This is a genomic window from Phenylobacterium sp. (assembly GCF_030681155.1).
Taxonomy (GTDB): Bacteria; Pseudomonadota; Alphaproteobacteria; order Caulobacterales; family Caulobacteraceae; genus Phenylobacterium.
In genome coordinates this window covers 1-16,181 of the sequence record NZ_JAUXXE010000053.1, presented here as the reverse complement: position 1 = coordinate 16,181, position 16,181 = coordinate 1, and the positions used below count along the sequence as shown (strand labels likewise).

General features: G+C 61.6%; 13 protein-coding genes, 1 tRNA gene and 1 pseudogene. 8 read left to right on the top strand and 7 right to left on the bottom strand.

The genetic code is table 11. The features are described 5' to 3' along the window. The first annotated feature begins 17 nt into the window (after positions 1 to 17). Positions 18 to 1,556, top strand: a complete 1,539-nt coding sequence (locus Q8M13_RS13505) for a DNA methyltransferase (RefSeq protein ID WP_305300494.1) — start codon at positions 18 to 20, stop codon at positions 1,554 to 1,556. Between the two features lie 15 nt (positions 1,557 to 1,571). Here Q8M13_RS13505 and Q8M13_RS13500 read toward each other — a convergent pair. After that, positions 1,572 to 2,761, bottom strand: a protein-coding gene (locus Q8M13_RS13500; RefSeq protein WP_305300493.1) for an IS3 family transposase whose coding sequence is annotated in 2 segments (ribosomal slippage) — positions 1,572 to 2,509 and positions 2,509 to 2,761 — 1,191 coding nt in all. Because the reading frame shifts where the segments join, the coding sequence is not laid out codon by codon here. A 218-nt stretch (positions 2,762 to 2,979) separates the two neighbouring features. Between Q8M13_RS13500 and Q8M13_RS13495 the strand changes: the two genes are divergently transcribed. From Q8M13_RS13495 to Q8M13_RS13480, 4 genes are read left to right on the top strand one after another with little or no spacing between them, the layout of a single operon-like run. Then, positions 2,980 to 4,059: a hypothetical protein gene (locus Q8M13_RS13495; RefSeq protein ID WP_305300492.1), complete on the top strand. Its 1,080-nt coding sequence runs from the start codon at positions 2,980 to 2,982 to the stop codon at positions 4,057 to 4,059. Beyond that, positions 4,056 to 6,869 (top strand): DEAD/DEAH box helicase, encoded by a 2,814-nt coding sequence (locus tag Q8M13_RS13490; protein WP_305300491.1) that lies wholly within the window; start codon positions 4,056 to 4,058, stop codon positions 6,867 to 6,869. Before Q8M13_RS13495 ends, Q8M13_RS13490 begins: the two co-directional genes overlap by 4 nt. Then, a complete protein-coding gene (pglZ, locus tag Q8M13_RS13485; RefSeq protein ID WP_305300490.1) occupies positions 6,866 to 8,866 on the top strand; it encodes a BREX-3 system phosphatase PglZ in 2,001 nt (666 codons plus the stop codon). Before Q8M13_RS13490 ends, pglZ begins: the two co-directional genes overlap by 4 nt. After that, positions 8,863 to 9,585 (top strand): hypothetical protein, encoded by a 723-nt coding sequence (locus Q8M13_RS13480; RefSeq protein WP_305300489.1) that lies wholly within the window; start codon positions 8,863 to 8,865, stop codon positions 9,583 to 9,585. Before pglZ ends, Q8M13_RS13480 begins: the two co-directional genes overlap by 4 nt. An 83-nt stretch (positions 9,586 to 9,668) precedes the next feature. On the opposite strand, the gene Q8M13_RS13475 is transcribed toward Q8M13_RS13480, so the two are convergent. From Q8M13_RS13475 to Q8M13_RS13460, 4 genes are all read right to left on the bottom strand, one after another. After that, entirely contained in the window at positions 9,669 to 10,109 is a 441-nt protein-coding gene (locus Q8M13_RS13475; protein ID WP_305300487.1) for a thermonuclease family protein, read from the bottom strand. Next, entirely contained in the window at positions 10,103 to 10,831 is a 729-nt protein-coding gene (locus Q8M13_RS13470) for a hypothetical protein (protein ID WP_305300486.1), read from the bottom strand. Before Q8M13_RS13470 ends, Q8M13_RS13475 begins: the two co-directional genes overlap by 7 nt. 78 nt (positions 10,832 to 10,909) lie before the next feature. Beyond that, on the bottom strand, positions 10,910 to 11,341 hold the full coding sequence (locus Q8M13_RS13465; protein WP_305300484.1) for a type II toxin-antitoxin system VapC family toxin: 432 nt from the start codon (positions 11,339 to 11,341) through the stop codon (positions 10,910 to 10,912). After that, entirely contained in the window at positions 11,338 to 11,640 is a 303-nt protein-coding gene (locus Q8M13_RS13460; RefSeq protein WP_305300483.1) for a hypothetical protein, read from the bottom strand. The genes Q8M13_RS13465 and Q8M13_RS13460 overlap by 4 nt, the downstream gene beginning before the upstream one ends. A gap of 565 nt (positions 11,641 to 12,205) precedes the next feature. Here Q8M13_RS13460 and Q8M13_RS21055 point away from each other — a divergent pair. Next, positions 12,206 to 13,258, top strand: a pseudogene (locus tag Q8M13_RS21055) (recombinase family protein); the annotation flags it as partial. A 141-nt stretch (positions 13,259 to 13,399) separates the two neighbouring features. Here the strand turns inward: Q8M13_RS21055 and Q8M13_RS13450 are convergent. Next, positions 13,400 to 13,687 carry a hypothetical protein gene (locus Q8M13_RS13450; protein WP_305300481.1) on the bottom strand — a complete coding sequence of 96 codons (288 nt, stop codon included), beginning with the start codon at positions 13,685 to 13,687 and terminating at the stop codon, positions 13,400 to 13,402. Between the two features lie 153 nt (positions 13,688 to 13,840). Beyond that, positions 13,841 to 13,916: transfer RNA gene (locus Q8M13_RS13445), tRNA-Asn, on the bottom strand. Positions 13,917 to 14,118: 202 nt separating this feature from the next. Here Q8M13_RS13445 and murC point away from each other — a divergent pair. Together murC and Q8M13_RS13435 are read left to right on the top strand one after the other, a co-directional pair. Continuing rightward, a complete protein-coding gene (murC, locus tag Q8M13_RS13440; protein ID WP_370870054.1) occupies positions 14,119 to 15,609 on the top strand; it encodes a UDP-N-acetylmuramate--L-alanine ligase in 1,491 nt (496 codons plus the stop codon). A gap of 91 nt (positions 15,610 to 15,700) precedes the next feature. Further along, the coding region (locus tag Q8M13_RS13435) for an FAD-dependent oxidoreductase (RefSeq protein WP_305300479.1) at positions 15,701 to 16,181 on the top strand (481 nt) is incomplete at its 3' end.

Below are 16,181 nucleotides of genomic sequence, written 5' to 3'. Positions count from 1 at the left end.
AAAAAGAGACCAAACCAATGAATGATCTCCTTCAATCTCATGCAAAACGGAGCAGTGGCTCTGTGGAATGCCTCGGCCTGACCTTCCCAAGCGAAGAAGCTCGTAGGGAGCACTTCCTGACGCTGTTAGCTGAGAAGCTGAAAGACACTACGTTCCGGAAGCAAGACGGATTTCCGCAGGGAACAGACGAAGCGATCCTCGCGATGTCGGATCCGCCCTACTACACCGCTTGCCCAAATCCTTGGCTGCCTGATTTCGTTGCACAGACGGGTACACCGTACGATCCTGCTAAAGACTATAGGCGCGAGCCTATGGCAATTGATGTCTCGATAGGAAAATCAGACCCCGTATATAAAGCACATTCGTATCACACGAAAGTACCACACCTAGCGATTGTGCCGTCTATTCTACATTTTACGGAGCCTGGCGATATCGTCCTTGACGGGTTTGCCGGCTCTGGAATGACAGGCATCGCAGCGCAATGGTGCGGCGTAGCCTCACAAACCTATCGCCTCCAAATCGAATCCGAATGGAAAAAAGCGGGATTCGGCTCACCCAAATGGGGAGCACGAAAGGCCATCATCAATGAGCTCTCACCTGCTGCAACCTCGATTGCTGCAGGCTTAAATTTTCCATTTGACGTCTCGTACTTTGAGGCGCGGGCCAAGAGCATGTTGACTAGCGTCCAGAAAAAGCTCGGCTGGATGTTCGAAACGAAACACACTGACGGGAAATCGACTGGGCGTATTGATTTCACTGTGTGGAGCGAGGTGTTTACGTGCAGCAACTGTGCGGGCGAAATCATATTTTTTGATGAGGCATTTGATCCGGATTCGAAAACGGTTTCAAAGGAGATTGACTGCCCTCACTGCTCTGCCAGTGCAACAAAAGAGAATATGGATCTCGTATTCGAGACGTTCCTTGATACACCAAAGGGAACCACAGAACGTCGACCGAGGCGAGTTCCCGTATTAATTAAGTATGCAGTCGGCAGGCGCTCGTTCGAGAAGAAGCCTGACTCGTATGATATTGACGTGATCAAACGCGTCGAAGAACTCGGACTCGCGGAGAACCTTCCGACTCACACGCTTCCGGACTGCCAGATGACGCGCGTTGGTCGAATGAAAACAACAAATACAACCAGTATTCATCACATGTACCTCCCAAGGGAGGCGCATGTTTTGTCGGCTCTCTGGGGTGAGGCGCAGAAGGAGCCTGATGCAAGGATCCGCAACGCGCTGAAGTTTTGGCTTGATAGCCATTTCACCAACATGTCGATTCTTAATCGGTATCGGCCAGAAGTATCATTTCCCTACAATCCACTAACGGGCGTCTTCTATGTTCCGTCACAGATTGCGGAGGCTGATCCGTTCAAAGCCTACGACAACAAGCTAAAGCGGCTAATTTCGGCATTCAGTCAGAACCATGCAGTTGCAGGAAGTAGTATCGTCTCAACCGGAACTGCTGCTAAGCTGAATTTGCCAGACTCAAGTATTGACTATATTTTTACGGATCCTCCTTTCGGAGAAAACATCTATTACGCTGATCTAAACTGACGTGACCCCCATTTCTCATCCAGCGACAACGAGAGTCCTGGGTTGATCTGAGCCTTGGTCGGCTGGTGTTGCAAGAGGCCGGCGCGCGGAGAGGTCAGGGTTCGCAGCGTGCCGGCCGGACTTTCCGGATAGAGCTCTGGCGTAGTCCCTGGGCGTCATCCAGCCGAGCTTCGAGTGCGGCCGGACTTCGTTGTAATCCCGCCGCCAAGCCTCAAGCATGGCGCGGGCATGCGGCAGGGAGCGGAAGAGCGTCTCGTTCAGCAGCTCGTCGCGCAGCCGGCCGTTGAAGCTCTCGTTGAAGCCGTTCTGCTGCGGCTTGCCGGGCGCGATGTAATGCCAGCCGACGCCGGCTTCATCGGCCCATCCGAGGATGGCGTTGGAGGTCAGTTCCGTACCGTTGTCGCTGACGATCATGTCCGGGCGCCCGCGCTGAGCGATGATGGCGTCCAGCTCGCGCGCCACCCTGTGTCCCGACAGCGAGGTGTCGGCGACCAGGGCCAGGCACTCGCGCGTGCAGTTGTCGATCACCGTCAGGATGCGGAAGCGCCGCCCGTCGGTCATCTGGTCGGAGACGAAGTCCAGGCTCCAGCGCTGGTTGGCCGCCAGCGGCGTCTCGATCGGCCGACGCGTGCCCATGGCGCGCTTACGACCGCCGCGGCGGCGCACGGTCAGCCGCTCCTCGCGGTAGATCCGCTGGACCCGCTTCTTGTTCACCACCTGGCCCTCGCGCCGCAGCAGAACGTGCAGGCGGCGGTAGCCAAACCGGCGGCGCTCCTGGGCCAGGGCCTTCAGCCGCTCCCGCAGCGCTCCGTCGTCGGGCCGCGTGGCCTCGTAGCGCACGCTGCTCCGATCGGTCCCGATCACCCGGCACGCCCGCCGCTCACTCATCCCGTAGGTCGACTGCAGATACGCCGCAGCCTCCCGATGCGCGGCGGGCGTCACCACTTTTTTCCCAGCAGATCCTTCAGCGCGACATTGTCGAGCATGGCGTCCGCCAGCATCCGCTTCAGCTTGGCGTTCTCGTCCTCCAGCGCCTTGAGACGCCGGGCCTCCGACACGTCCAGCCCACCGTACTTGGCCTTCCACTTGTAGAAGGTGGGCGAGCTGAGCCCGTGCTTCCTGCACAGATCCAACACCGGCACGCCCGCCTCCTGCTCACGCAGGATCCCGATGATCTGCTCTTCCGTGAACCTTGATCGCTTCATTCGTCCGTCCCTTTCCTGGGGCGGACTCTAGTTATTCCTGGCCGAGTTTCAGGGGGTCACGTCAAAACCAAGTCATTGAGTCTTGGCATGGCGTGTTCACTAATGTTGGTTCCGAGGCGATCATCGATCGTGTTCGCGAAAAGGGATTACACGAATATCAAAGCCTAATAGGGCAGGCGTTCTCGGAGTACTTTCGTGTTTTGAAACCCGGAAGATGGATGACGGTTGTCTTTTCGAATAGCCGCGCGGCCGTGTGGAATGCCATCCAACTTGCTTTGCAACAGGCGGGGTTCGTAGTCGCCGAGGTATCTGCGCTTGATAAGAAGCAAGGCAGCTTCAAACAAGTCACGTCAACGACCGCAGTAAAGCAGGATTTGGTAATCTCTGCCTATAAGCCGAACGGAGGGTTGGAGCAGCGGCTCGCTGAACGTGGCGCAGCCCCGGAGTCGGCCTGGGATTTTGTCCAGACCCATCTGCGCCAGCTACCTATCTCAAAATCAAAGGACGGTGGGCTGGAATTCGTCGTCGAGCGCGATCCGCGCCGCGTCTTTGATCGGATGGTGGCGTGGTTTGTGCGCCACGACATTCCCGTGCCACTTTCAACCCAGGAATTCCTGGACGGTCTGCGCAGCCGCTACCCGGAACGTGACGGTATGATCTTTCTGGCGGAGCAGGTCACCGAATACGACCGCAAACGCGCTCAGGTGGCTCAAGCGCCACAGATGGAGCTGTTCGTCGCTGACGAGCGTAGCGCCATTGATTGGCTGACCGACTTCCTGCGAAATCGCCCCTCCACCTACCAGGAGGTTCACCCGGAGTTCACCACGCAGGTTGGCGCTGGATGGAAGAAGCATGAGGCGAAGCCTGAGCTTTCTGCGCTCCTTGAGGACAACTTCCTTCGCTATGACGCCAGTGGCGATGTGCCAAGCCAGATCCACAGCTATCTGTCCACCAACTTCAAGGACCTCCGCGGTCTGGAGAAGGACGACGCGCGGCTGAAGGCGAAAGGTAAGGACCGCTGGTATGTTCCAGACCCGAGCAAAGCGAAGGACCTGGAGCAGAAGCGCGAGAGATCGCTCCTGAAGGAGTTCGAAGTCTACAGGAGCGCTCCAGGCCGGCGGCTCAGGGAGTTCCGCCTCGAGGTGTTGCGCGCGGGCTTCAAGAACGCTTGGGCGGCCAGGGACTACAAGACCATCATCGGCATCGGCCAGAAGATCCCCGAAGAGGCGCTCCAGGAAGACGAGAAGCTGCTCCTCTGGTACGACCAGGCGCTCACCCGCATGGAGGCTGATGCGTGACGCATGGGGACGGCGGGCACAACGTCGGCGACTGGTGCTGGCATGAGCGTCATGCGGGGCCATGCCGGGTCGTCGAACGACAGGATGTGTGGGGCGAGACCGCGTATCGCGTCTGGCTTCCAGCAAAGGACGCCATTGTTCGCGCCCGCGCCCGAGACCTGATCGCGCTGGATTCGATTCAGCCGACCGTAGAGCACATCCTCCACACGGCGGCGGCGGCCAAACTTCTCGATGCGCTGGAGGACAACCTCCTTTTGGCGCCGATCCAGTCCAGCGTCGTTCCGCTGCCGCACCAGCTTTATGCTCTGAATCGCGCAATGAGTCGCGACCGGATCCGCTACCTGCTGGCGGATGAGGTCGGGCTAGGTAAGACGATCGAGGCCGGGCTGATCCTGCGCGAGCTTAAGCTGCGCGGCATGGCCCGTCGTGTCCTGGTCGTGGCGCCGAAGGGACTGGTTCGCCAGTGGCAGACCGAAATGCGGCTACACTTCGGCGAAACGCTGCAATTCGTCGAGCCGGCGGAGCTGTCGGCGTTCCGGCAGTGGCGGAACGATGAGGAGAACCTCTGGCGTTTGCATGACCAGGTAATCTGCTCGCTGGATTCTGTGAAACCGCTTGAAGGCCGGCGCGGCTGGAGCATAGAGCAGCTCAGCACCTACAACCGGGAGCGGTTCGAGGATCTTGTTTCGGCGTCCTGGGACCTCGTTATTATCGACGAGGCGCACCGCATGGGCGGCAGCACGGAACAGGTGGCTCGCTACAAGCTGGGCGCGGCGTTGGCAGAGGCCGCGCCCTATCTGCTGCTCCTTTCCGCCACCCCACATCAGGGCAAAACCGACCAGTTCATGCGGCTGATGCAGCTGGTTGATCGGGATTCCTTCCCCGATGAAAACAGCGTCAACCGCGACCGGGTGCGCCCCTTCGTAATTCGCACCGAAAAGCGCGCCGCGATCGATGCGGAAGGTCAACCACTCTTTAAGCCGCGGGTGACCCGGCTTCACGCCGTTGCATGGCAGGATCGCCATGCCGCTCAGCAACGGCTCTATGAAGCCGTCACCGATTATGTGCGCCACGGCTACAACCAGGCTATGGCGGCGAAGCAGCGCCATATCGGCTTCCTGATGATCCTGATGCAGCGCTTGGTGACATCCAGCACGGCGGCCATCCGGACCACGCTTGAGAAACGGCAGGCTCTCCTCGATCAGCCGCAAGTCCAGCCCTCGTTGTTTGATGCGGTCGACGTCGAGGAATGGGCTGAACTCGACGGCCAGGCTCAAGTGGATATCGCCGTGCAGGCGAAGGGCTGGGAGATGGAAAAAGCCGAGGTCGACACGCTGCTGGAGCTCGCGCGTGCGACCGAGAGCCAGGGTACGGATGCGAAGGCCGAAGCGCTGCTCGAGCTGATCTACAAGTTGCAGCAAGAGGAGAACGAGCCGGCGCTGAAGCTGCTTGTGTTCACTGAGTTCGTTCCGACGCAGGCGATGATGGCGGAATTCTTTGAGAGCCGGGGCTTTTCCGTCGCCACTCTGAACGGCGGCATGGATCTCGACGCACGCACCAAGGCGCAGCAGGCATTCGCGCGCGACGTGCGCATATTGATCTCGACGGACGCCGGTGGCGAGGGTCTGAACCTTCAATTCTGCCACGTAATCGTCAACTTCGATATGCCGTGGAATCCGATGCGAGTCGAACAGCGCATTGGCCGCGTCGACCGCATCGGTCAGCCTCATGTCGTGCGGGCGTTCAACTTCGTGCTCGAGGACACGGTCGAGCACCGCGTTCGAGAAGTTCTGGAAATCAAGCTCGCTGTGATCGCCGAGGAATTCGGTGTCGACAAGGCGGCGGACGTGATGGACTCGGTCGAAACGGAGCCGCTGTTCGACGAGCTTTTCGTCCAGGGGCTCCAGAACCCGGATGCCATCGAGAAGGAATGCGACGCTGTCGTCTCGCAGCTTCGGTCGACGCTAGCGGAAAGCCAAGGCAGCAGCGAGCTGATTGCCGACAGCCATGTTCTCGACGCCGACGACGCGCGGAAGTGGCGCGATCATCCGGCGCAGTTCTGGCTCGAACGCGCGATAACCACAGGGCTGCCGGCGCGCGGCGGAACCGCCGTCAAGCACGGCGATGCCTGGCGAGTGCGCTGGGTAGATGGAAGCGAGTCTGCCGGGGTCTGCTTCGATGCTCGCACCGCCGAGGAGCATCCGGAACTCGAATGGGTAACGCTGGAAGATCCACGCGCCCGCGCCGTGATCAGCGAATTGCCGAGATGCGTGGCGGGGCAGCCGCTCCCGCTAGTCCGGATCAGGGGACTGCCCGATACGGTTAACGGCGCCTGGTCCCTCTGGGAGATCAGCCTGTCGGCCGAGGGGTTCAGTCGCCGCAGATTCTTGAGCGTCTTCGTCGCCGATGACGGCCGCACCTTTATGCCGACCGCCAAGCGGATCTGGGACCTGCTACTGACCGAGCACATCGATCTTTCGGCCGCGCCGCTGGTGGACGATGCGTCGCGCTGGTTCGAGGCGGCGCACAGTGCGGCGCGCACTCAGGGTGAGCGACAGTTTTCGGAACTGGTGGAAGAACACCATGCCCGTTTACGAGAAGAGCGGGAGAGGGAGCGTTACGCGTATGATGCGCGCCGCCAGGCGATTGGCCGCATCGGCCTAGCCACGGTGCGCGATCATCGTCGCAAGCGCCTCCTGGCCGAACATGAAGCTCGCGTGGCGATGCTCGATATCGCCGAGGCTTACACGCCCGACCTGAACGCGGTGCTGATGCTCCGGATCGGCCAGAACAAGGCGGTCGCATCGTGAGCCTGTGGATCGAGCGCATACTGAAGGAGTTTCCGTCGGACCTTTCGCGGTTCTGGATCGCAGCGGACCCCGACGATGTCCTACTCGACGAGCAGATTCTCGTGAGCCTGCGCAGTCGAGGCTTCGAACTGCTGCCGTTCGAAGACTCGGTGGCGTTCCGGACAGACTATGAGGAACGGTATCGTGCGGCCTGGGATCGAGGCGAACCCGGTCCGGCTGAGGCGTTGGTGCTTCATCTCCGCAGCGGCGCCGTCGACGATCTGCCGTGGGACTACCTGCGCGACGGCCGGCGAGTCAGCCTCAGCCTGGCGGACCTCTTTCCGAAGCTCAGCTATGCCGTCGTGCGGCAGATCGGATCCGAGCATCTTGAGGCGCTGTTCGACGCTCAGTCGAAACATGCGGCCCAGACGCTCGGTGAAGCCGGGACGAAGGATTTCATCCTCACGCACATCTTCGGCGTGAGCCCGTACCTGATATCCCGGCCCGAAGCTCTTTGGCGCGAGCTGTTGCGCCTACATTTTAGCGACAAGGTGCTTCCGCCGGTTTTCGCCAGTCACGTCGCGAGCGTTCTCGATGGGCACGGTCCGTTCAAAGACCTGCGGCTCAACGAACTGTTCTCGTCGAAAGGTTATTTCCTGAGGGTGGTGCAAGACGCTTGGGACCAGTTTCTCGCCCGGAATGGCGTCACCGGCTCGCGACCAGTCGACCCCGCTGCGACTGATCGCGAAGCCGCTCCAATCATCCCGTTCGAACATCCCGACGTCAGGGTATTGGTCGATTCGATGTTCCTCGACGGCACGCTTCATCCACTGACGATCGAGGGACGGCCTGCGGGCATACCGGAGTGGGCGAGGGTTGGTCTCGTTGAGGACCCGGACGCCTTGGCGAAGCTTGTGACGGAGGGCGCTTCGCGTCTTGCCGACTCATTGCCCGGCACAGAAGCTTCCCATCGGGATTGGGCGCAGGTGTCTCGCCGTCTGGGAGAGGTGATTTTCCGCTTTCACAGTCTGGCGCCCGCTCAAGCCGCACCGATTGGCGATCAGATTCTCGACGTGCAGAAGGCGGCCGACGAACGTCTTCGTGAATGGGCGGCCGTGCACTACGCCGATTTGCCATCGCTACCGGCTGCCAAGGGACCGGTGATGGTGCATCACGTGCCGCGCTTCCTCTCGCTGCGTCGCGACGCCGGCGAGATCCGTGTGGCCCTGCTCGTATTCGACGGTTTGGCGATGGACCAATGGGCCCAGATCCGGGAGTACGTGGAACAAAGGGCGCCCGAGCTCGCGTTCGAGGAGAATGCCTGTTTCGCTTGGTTGCCGACGCTCACGTCCGTCTCCCGCCAGGCATTGTTCTCGGGCCTGAAACCAAGAGAATTCGCCAACTCCATCGAAACCACGTCACAGGAGCCGACGCTCTGGTCTCGGTTCTGGCAGGATCATGGACTTCGCGCGAATGAGGTTCTCTACCGGAAGGGCGTCAAACGGACGGAGCAGCTGGCTGAGGTCGAAGTCGCAATCGCCGATCCGACGGTCAAGGCGGCGGGAATCGTTGTCGACACGATAGACGAGATCGTCCACGGTGCCGTTCTCGGAAAGCGCGGAATAGCAAGTCAGATCGCCTCTTGGTGCGAGTCGGGATTCGTCGAGCGTCTGTTCGGCATGCTCCTTGAGAAGGGATTTCATGTCTATCTGACGGCAGACCACGGCAACGTCGAGGCCGTCGGTATAGGCCGTCTCAATCAGGGCGTTGCGACCGAACTTCGGGGCGAGCGTGTCCGAACCTATCGAAGCGAGGCACTTGCCGCATCTACGCCTGGGGATATCCAAGCGTTCCGGCTTGATATCGCCGGATTGCCCGCTGACTTCTTGCCACTGTTCGCCGGCGGCCGCGGCGCCTTTGTCCAGAAGGGCGAGCCGATCGTCGCGCACGGCGGCCTCTCCGTGGAGGAACTTGTCGTTCCGTTCATCAAGGTAACCCGCGCGAGTACGAGTAAATGAGTTCAGCGGCTCCACAGATTGGCTTTGATCGCTTCATCCAACTTGATTTGGCGGCCGCTGCGCTTCGGGTTCGCGCTGGCGTTTCCGACATTGCGCAACTGACCGAGCTAATTGACGCCACCCATGCGGGCGCCGCCGCCAAGAAGAAGACCCGCACGGTGCTGAATCGTCTGTGGGTGGAGCCGAGACCCGATCTCGCGGACTTCGCCGATCGTGGCGTTCGCATCTACCGAGATTCCCCGGGCACCCCGATTTCCGTGCTGACCTGGGGCATGGCCATCACCACCTATCCCTTCTTTGGGAAGGTTGCAGAGATTGTCGGGCGCCTAACGGCGCTGCAGGGAGATTGCGCGTCTGCCGAAGTCCACAGGCGCATGGCCGAGATCTATGGGGAGCGTGAGGGCACCCGCCGTATGACGAACATGGTGCTCCAGTCCCAGGCAAGCTGGGGAGCGATCGATCGCACCTTGAACGGCAAACGCTTGGTACGAAAGCCGAAAACACAGGTGAACGAGCCCAAGCTTATCGCTTGGCTTGTGGAGGCGTGCGTCCGCTATTCGGGGCGTCCACTTTCGATCACGACACTCGATTCTTATCCGAGCGTGTTTCCTTTCCAAATGAAGGAACCACTTTCCTACGTATTGTCGAGTTCTTGCACTGTCGAACTTCGCACAGACGGCATAAGCAATCAGGTTGTCGACGTTAAGAGCAGGGTCTGACTCTCGTTTCGACCATCACCCGCCATGTCGCAGGGGGATCGGTGATCTCGATGCTGGGAAGTCCTTCTCGTTGTCGGTGCCTTTCAGTTTCCGCCTTCAGGCGCATGGAGACTACGAAGAAGATCGCCGATGCTTCGACCGCCTACACGGCACACGGCGATCACCCGGTCATAGACGATGACACGGCCACTTCGACCGCGTCGCGCTTCGCAGTTCACTGTTTGCCCAAACGCTACCTGTTCGAGAAACGCCTTCGAGCGGCGGCCGTCAGAGGAATGGAGTTCTGGTGCATCAAAATCCGCCAGCCGGACCTCTATCCAGGTGCTAGGGTCCGCAGAGATACCCACGCAAAGTCCGTCGCCGTCGCCGACGTAGCGCACCGGGCCGCTGAAATGTTGTCCGGCGCGCGATGGTAAGCGTCCCTCGCATGGGTCTGCGCGCGCCGGCGATGCGGTCAACAGCGTGATTGCGACGCCGAATGCGACCACCGAAAGGACCAGCGGCCCGGGAATGAGCCTCAACATTCGTCTCCAGCGCGCGCGACCTTCAGCCCATAGTCGGACTCCAGCATATCCACGATGCGGACCAGAGCACGGTAGATGCTCAGTTCATTCGCCCCAAATTTGTAATGACCCGTGATCAGCGCCTCCGGCTGCAGGTCATCGACCCGAGCCTTTCGCTTCTCTTCCTTGCCCTCGCGGATGTAGGTGACGGGATAGCGGAAGGATCGGCCTTCGCCTTCCCACACGCCCCAGGCGCTGTAGTTCTGGATGTTGGCGTTATAGCACTCCGAGCCGATGATGCTCTCCATGCGCACCAGGATGTCACGGATCGGGCCGACCTTGGCGCGGGTCCGTTGAACATACCGATAGCCTTCGATCCCCTGCTGCACCTCCTCCAGCTGCGCGGAATACCAGTCGTGCTCGGCGACTGCCTTTTGTTTCATCTCGGCGACCAGGTCGGTAGGCACATCGTCGGGGGATAAGGCGGCCAGTTCGGCAAAGGCCTCGACCTCAGCATGGACGGCGTTGAAACGGTCTTCCCAAGTCTCGTTATATTGCGAGGCCTCGTCGAGAATAGCTTGCTTGAACGAGAGCGCTTCACCGAAGTCGAGCGCCTGCAAGGCGTGGTAAGCCTCGCTCTCGCTGTCGATGACGTGCTGCTGCATTTCATGATCGCCGGGCCAGTCTGTTTTGGCGGCGCGTCGAATCTCGTCAAGAACTTCGGAGGGCATGTCCTGCGTCATAGGCTCACCTGAATCCTGGAATCTTGCGTGGAAGTATCGGAACTGACGGGGAGTTCATCGGTGGCCGGAATTTGGTCGCTATGGGCCGCTCCGCAGCGGGTTGATCGTGTCGATCCCCGCAAAATGCTTTTCATTGTCGGTGACAATCGTGCACTCGTTGGATTCCGCAACGGCTGCGATAATCGTATCGAGCGCGCTGCGCGGGCGGCCAGCGGCTGTCCCTTCGGACATGAGCCTCGCCCAAATGAGACCTGCCTTCTCATCTAAGGGGAGAACGCGCCCGGCGAAGAGAGCTGATGGGCCTTCCGGCCCTGCGAACCACGCTTCGAGCTGATCGCGCTTGCGGCCGGCAGGCTTCTCCAGCACGCCGCGCCGAATCTCGGCGATGGTGAGCGAGGCGATGAAAAGGTCTTCGTCGACCTGTTCGGCCATCCACGCCAGCAGCGATTCCGAGGGGGCGGTCTTGGTGACGTTGCTGATAATGCTGGTGTCGAGAAGATACCGGCTCACAGGTCAACCTTGCGACCTGGCTCAAAGGGGCGGGCTGGCACGGCATCGGCGCCAACCAGAGGCGAGCGTCGGAGGGCTTCGAGGATGCCACCCTTTCGCGGCGGCTGACCGGCGATGCCTTGGCTGACGGCAGCGCGCAAGCGCTCGGCCTCCGGGCCGTTCTCGGCCAAGCGCTTCGCAAACGAGCGAATTAGCTCCCGATCGGAATCGCGCCCGAGAACCTCGAAGCGCGCCATGCCGCGTTCAACCAAGCGGTTCCGGTAGTTCTTGATGGCGCGCCTCTGAGACGTGTCGCTCATGATTGACCTCCGCGATATTACCAGTAATATATCCAGTCACAGGCCGGACGGCAAGATGGCCTGGAGCAAGGGCTCGTTCCGGGAAGGAAGCGATGATGGCTGATGCCGTCGAACACCGCACGCGACCGCATCACCCAGCCGCCGATTGTAGGTATTTGCGCTTCGCCACGACGCGCCAGGGTTCGCCAGCGGAGCCTATAGCGACCGGGAGTGGCCGATATTTCACTGCATGTTTCTCGCGTAACAAACTGAAACTGTTCAATGTTGTGTGGTTAGATGCAACAATGACGGCATGTCTGCCAACGTGGTTCAATTCCCAGCGTCAGCGTCGCAGGGCGACGCCGACCTTTACGACTACGTCCGCCCAATCCGGTCGGCGCTGCCGGAGCCGCGGTCACGCGCTCGGAACGGGGGCGAGCACCAGGCGAGCCTCAAAATCTCTGATGACTGGCCCGATCACGTGCCGGTCACTGAGGCAGAGCTGGACCTTTTCGAAGTCCATTTCGGTCCGCTCCTCGACGAGCTGCTGGGCTCGAAAAACTGAATTTGTGAAGGGAGGTCCCGCATGAACGCCAAAGCGACCCCCGCCTTGGCATCGCCGGGGCGTGCCGCTCTCTATCTGCGTGTTTCGACCGGCCGGCAGGCCGAACACGATCTTTCGATTCCAGACCAGCGCCGTCAACTTCAAGCCTATTGCCAAGCGAAAGGCATCGCCGTCGTCGCCGAGTTTGTCGAGCCGGGTGCATCGGCGACAGACGACCGGCGACCTGAGTTTCAGCGGATGATGGACGCCGGAGCACAAAAGCCCGCGCCGTTCGACTTCATCATCGTGCATTCCTTCTCGCGCTTCTTTCGCGATCAGTTTCAGCTCGAATTCTATGTCCGGCGACTGGCGAAGAACGGTATCCGCCTCACGTCCATCACGCAGGATCTCGGCGATGATCCGATGAGCGTGATGATGCGTCAGATCATGGCATTGTTCGATGAATACCAGTCGAAAGAGAATGCCAAGCACACGCTCCGGGCCATGCGGGAGAACGCCCGTCAGGGCTATTGGAACGGCTCGCGGCCGCCCTTCGGCTACAAAATCGTAGCGGCCGAGCAACGAGGCGCGAGGACCAAAAAGAAGATCGAGCCTGATCCGGCACAGGTTGAGACGGTCCAGCTTATGTTCCGCCTCGCACGGATCGGCACTGACGACGGTCCAATGGGGTCGCGCCAGATCGCCGATTATCTGAACATGCGTGGTATCCGGACGCAGACCGGCGGGCGCTGGGGCGTCGGGGCGGTGCACCAAATCCTGACCAGGGAGACCTACATCGGCCGCCATCGCTTCAACGTCTCGGGGAAGCGTAAAGGAGAGCAGAAGTCCGAAGACGAAATCGTCGACGTGACGGTCGAGCCGATCATCGACGAGGAGGAGTTCGCTGAGGTGCAGGCGGTGATGCGCTCTCGCAGCCCGCAACTGAAGGCCCCACGGTTCGTGACGGCCGGGACGCTCCTCGGTGGCGTGTGCTTCTGTACCGACTGCGGGGGAGCGATGACGCTCCGTACCTCCGGCAAGGGCGACCAATACCGCTACTACACCTGCTGTACGACGGCACGGCAGGGGAAGACGGCGTGCCGCGGCCGCACGATCCCGATGGACGAGCTGGATACGATTGTTGTGTCGCATCTGGAGGAGCGACTTCTTGCGCCCGAGCGGCTTGAGGAGCTGCTCGCCGGCCTGCTTAAGCGCAGGGAGGAACACGCCGGACGCCTAAAGGGGCGGATCGCTGAGCTGAGGAAGCAGGCTGCGGACGCGGAAGCCAAGCTGACTCGGCTGTATGAGGCCATTGAGAATGGTCTCGCTGAAATGGACGATTCCAACCTCAAGGGACGGATTGTCGAGTTGAAGCGGATCCGTGATTCGGCGCGGGCCGATGCGGACCGGGCCGAAAACAGGGGAGAGGGCGACGACAATCGAGTGACGCCGGAGCTGCTGCGTCGGTTCGGCATCGAGGCTCGTAAGAAGATCAGGGATCGAGAGGGCGGTTTCCGGCGCCATCATCTCCAGGCGCTAGTTCAGCGGGTGGAGGTCGGAGCCGACGAAATTCGGATCAGGGGATCGAAGCCAAGGCTCCTCCAGACGCTTGTGGCGTCTGGAGGAAACTATGGAGTGGAAACTGCGGCGCACGGCGTTCGCAGTTTCGTTCCGAATTGGCTCCCCGAGCAGGACTCGAACCTGCGACAAGTCGGTTAACAGCCGACTGCTCTACCAGCTGAGCTATCGGGGATCACGTTGGAGGCGGCGATATACCCAGCGTTCGTCGGGCGCGCAAGCGCAGAAGTGCAGCGATCGAAAAGCGCCCACAGAGAGCGAAAAGGAGCTCTGCCGGAGCTGCACTCAGAATGTTTTGCGGCGTGGTTGTCTTTCCTGAGGATGGCCTGGACGCTCTGATCGCTTGGTTGGTCGGGGGTTAATGGGCTTGGCGCTGAATGGGCAGGCCGCGACGCCTTAGCCTCTCGACGGGCGGCGCTCGGCTCGATACCAGCAAGGAAACAGAGGTTCTGGGCGGAATGCGCATCCATTTCACGGGAATAGCCGGGGCGGGCATGAGCGCTGTCGCCTTGATGCTGCGCGACGCAGGCCATGAAATCTCCGGTTCCGACGAAGACGTGTTCCCGCCGATGTCGACCTATGTCGAAGGGCTGGGCTTTCCGTTCCATCGGCGATTCGACGCGGCGAATCTCCCCGCGAACCTCGACATCCTGATTCTCGGCACCAGCGCCAAGCTGGGAGCCGAATCGAATCCCGAGGTGATCGAGGCCCGGGCGCGCGGTGCGCGGGTCACCACCTTCGCTGAGATGCTCGGCAAGGTGACCAGCGGCCGCCTGACCACCGTGGTCGCCGGATCGTTCGGCAAGTCGACCTGCACCGCCCTGATGGCCCACATCCTGCTGCAGGCGGGAGCTGATCCAGGCTGGATGGTCGGGGCGATTTCGCCGTCCTTGCCCGCAACCGGCCATTGGGGCGGCGGCGACGTGGTGCTGGAGGGCGATGAGTACATCGTCTCGGCGACCGACCGCCGCTCGAAGTTCGCGCTCTATCACCCCGACCACCTGTTGCTGACCTCGCTGGTCCACGATCACGTCAACGTCTTCCCGACCTTCGCCGAGTACGAGTCGCCGTTCCTCGATCTGCTGCGCGGCTTGCCGGCGCAGGGCGTGGCCGTGATGCGCGATCACCCGGCCATCCGCGCCGTGGCGCATGAAACCAGGGCCCGCGTGGTCTGGTACGACACCGCGCCCTGCGACGGCTGGTTCAGCCGCGACGTGGTCTATGGCGAAACCACCCGCTTTGACCTGATCGGGCCGGGCGGCCGCAAGATCCCCCTCACCACCCAGCTTTTGGGCGCACACAACGTCGAGAACATCGTCGGCGTCGCCGCCTTCCTTCTGGAACGGGAACTGGTGAGTGAGGCGGCGCTGGTCGCCGGCCTGGCCAGTTTCGCAGGGATTCGCCGCCGGCTTGATCGCCTGACCACCACCTCGGCGGTCCCGGTCATCGAGGGCTTTGGCAGCTCTTATGAAAAGGCCCACTCGGCCATCGGCGCGATGCGGCTGCACTATCCGAGCCGTCCGTTGGTCGTGGTCTTCGAGCCCCATACCTTCAGCTGGCGCAGCCGCGATGCGCTCTCCTGGTACGACACCGTGTTCTCGGGCGCCTCTCGGGTGCTGATCTGCCCGCCGCCGGTGCACGGGGCGGACAGTCACCACCAGTCCAGCCACGAGGAGATCGTGGCCCGGACCCGCGCCGCCGGCGTGCCGGTCGAGGCGGTGGCCAGTCGCGAACAGGCGACCACCGCCCTTTCGAACCTGAAGGGCGATGAAGTGGTGCTGCTGCTGTCGTCAGGCCCATTGCTGGGCCTGCCCGACAGCCTGCCGCCGGTCTTCGATCGCCTCTACGGCCAGCCCGCCTACGCCTGAGGCGGCGCCAACAATTGCGCCTGGCCGCGCGATCTGGGGTTGCGCACGGCGCCCGCGCTGATCCTTATTTGCGCCGAGAGCAGGGGGGCGTATGACGACGCGGCGAAACTTCGGGCTGATGCTGGCGGGCGGCGCCCTCGCCGGTTGCACTACGACCGGAACCACGGCGCCGTTCTCCGATCCGCTGCAACCGCGCGGGCGGCTGCGGCTGGCGCCCGTCCACGTCTCGGAAGATCGAGTGATCCGGGTGGTCGCCGGTCTGCGGCCTTATCGTCCTGGTGGCTTTGTGGTCCGGGCCGAGCGCTTCGGCGACAAGACCCTGGTGCACAACTACGGTCACGGCGGCGGCGGGATCACCATGTCCTGGGGGACTTCGCACCTGGCGCTCGACGAAGGCTTCGCGGGTCCCGAGCGGGATTACGCGGTCCTTGGTTGCGGCGCGGTCGGCTTGGCCACCGCCCGCCTGATCCAGCGTCGCGGCGGGAGAGTCACCATTTACGCCAAGGCCTTGCCGCCCGAGACGACGTCAAACATCGCCGGCGGCCAGTGGTGGCCGGCGTCGGTCTTCAGCG

Excerpts from the sequence above, each read along its gene's own strand:
- Q8M13_RS13505 (WP_305300494.1), top strand. The coding sequence starts at position 18 with ATGAATGATCTCCTTCAATCTCATGCAAAACGGAGCAGTGGCTCTGTG.
- Q8M13_RS13495 (WP_305300492.1), top strand. The coding sequence starts at position 2,980 with ATGACGGTTGTCTTTTCGAATAGCCGCGCGGCCGTGTGGAATGCCATC.
- Q8M13_RS13480 (WP_305300489.1), top strand. The coding sequence starts at position 8,863 with ATGAGTTCAGCGGCTCCACAGATTGGCTTTGATCGCTTCATCCAACTT.
- Q8M13_RS13475 (WP_305300487.1), bottom strand. The coding sequence starts at position 10,109 with ATGTTGAGGCTCATTCCCGGGCCGCTGGTCCTTTCGGTGGTCGCATTC.
- Q8M13_RS13470 (WP_305300486.1), bottom strand. The coding sequence starts at position 10,831 with ATGACGCAGGACATGCCCTCCGAAGTTCTTGACGAGATTCGACGCGCC.
- Q8M13_RS13460 (WP_305300483.1), bottom strand. The coding sequence starts at position 11,640 with ATGAGCGACACGTCTCAGAGGCGCGCCATCAAGAACTACCGGAACCGC.
- Q8M13_RS13450 (WP_305300481.1), bottom strand. The coding sequence starts at position 13,687 with ATGGCGCCGGAAACCGCCCTCTCGATCCCTGATCTTCTTACGAGCCTC.
- murC (WP_370870054.1), top strand. The coding sequence starts at position 14,119 with ATGGGCAGGCCGCGACGCCTTAGCCTCTCGACGGGCGGCGCTCGGCTC.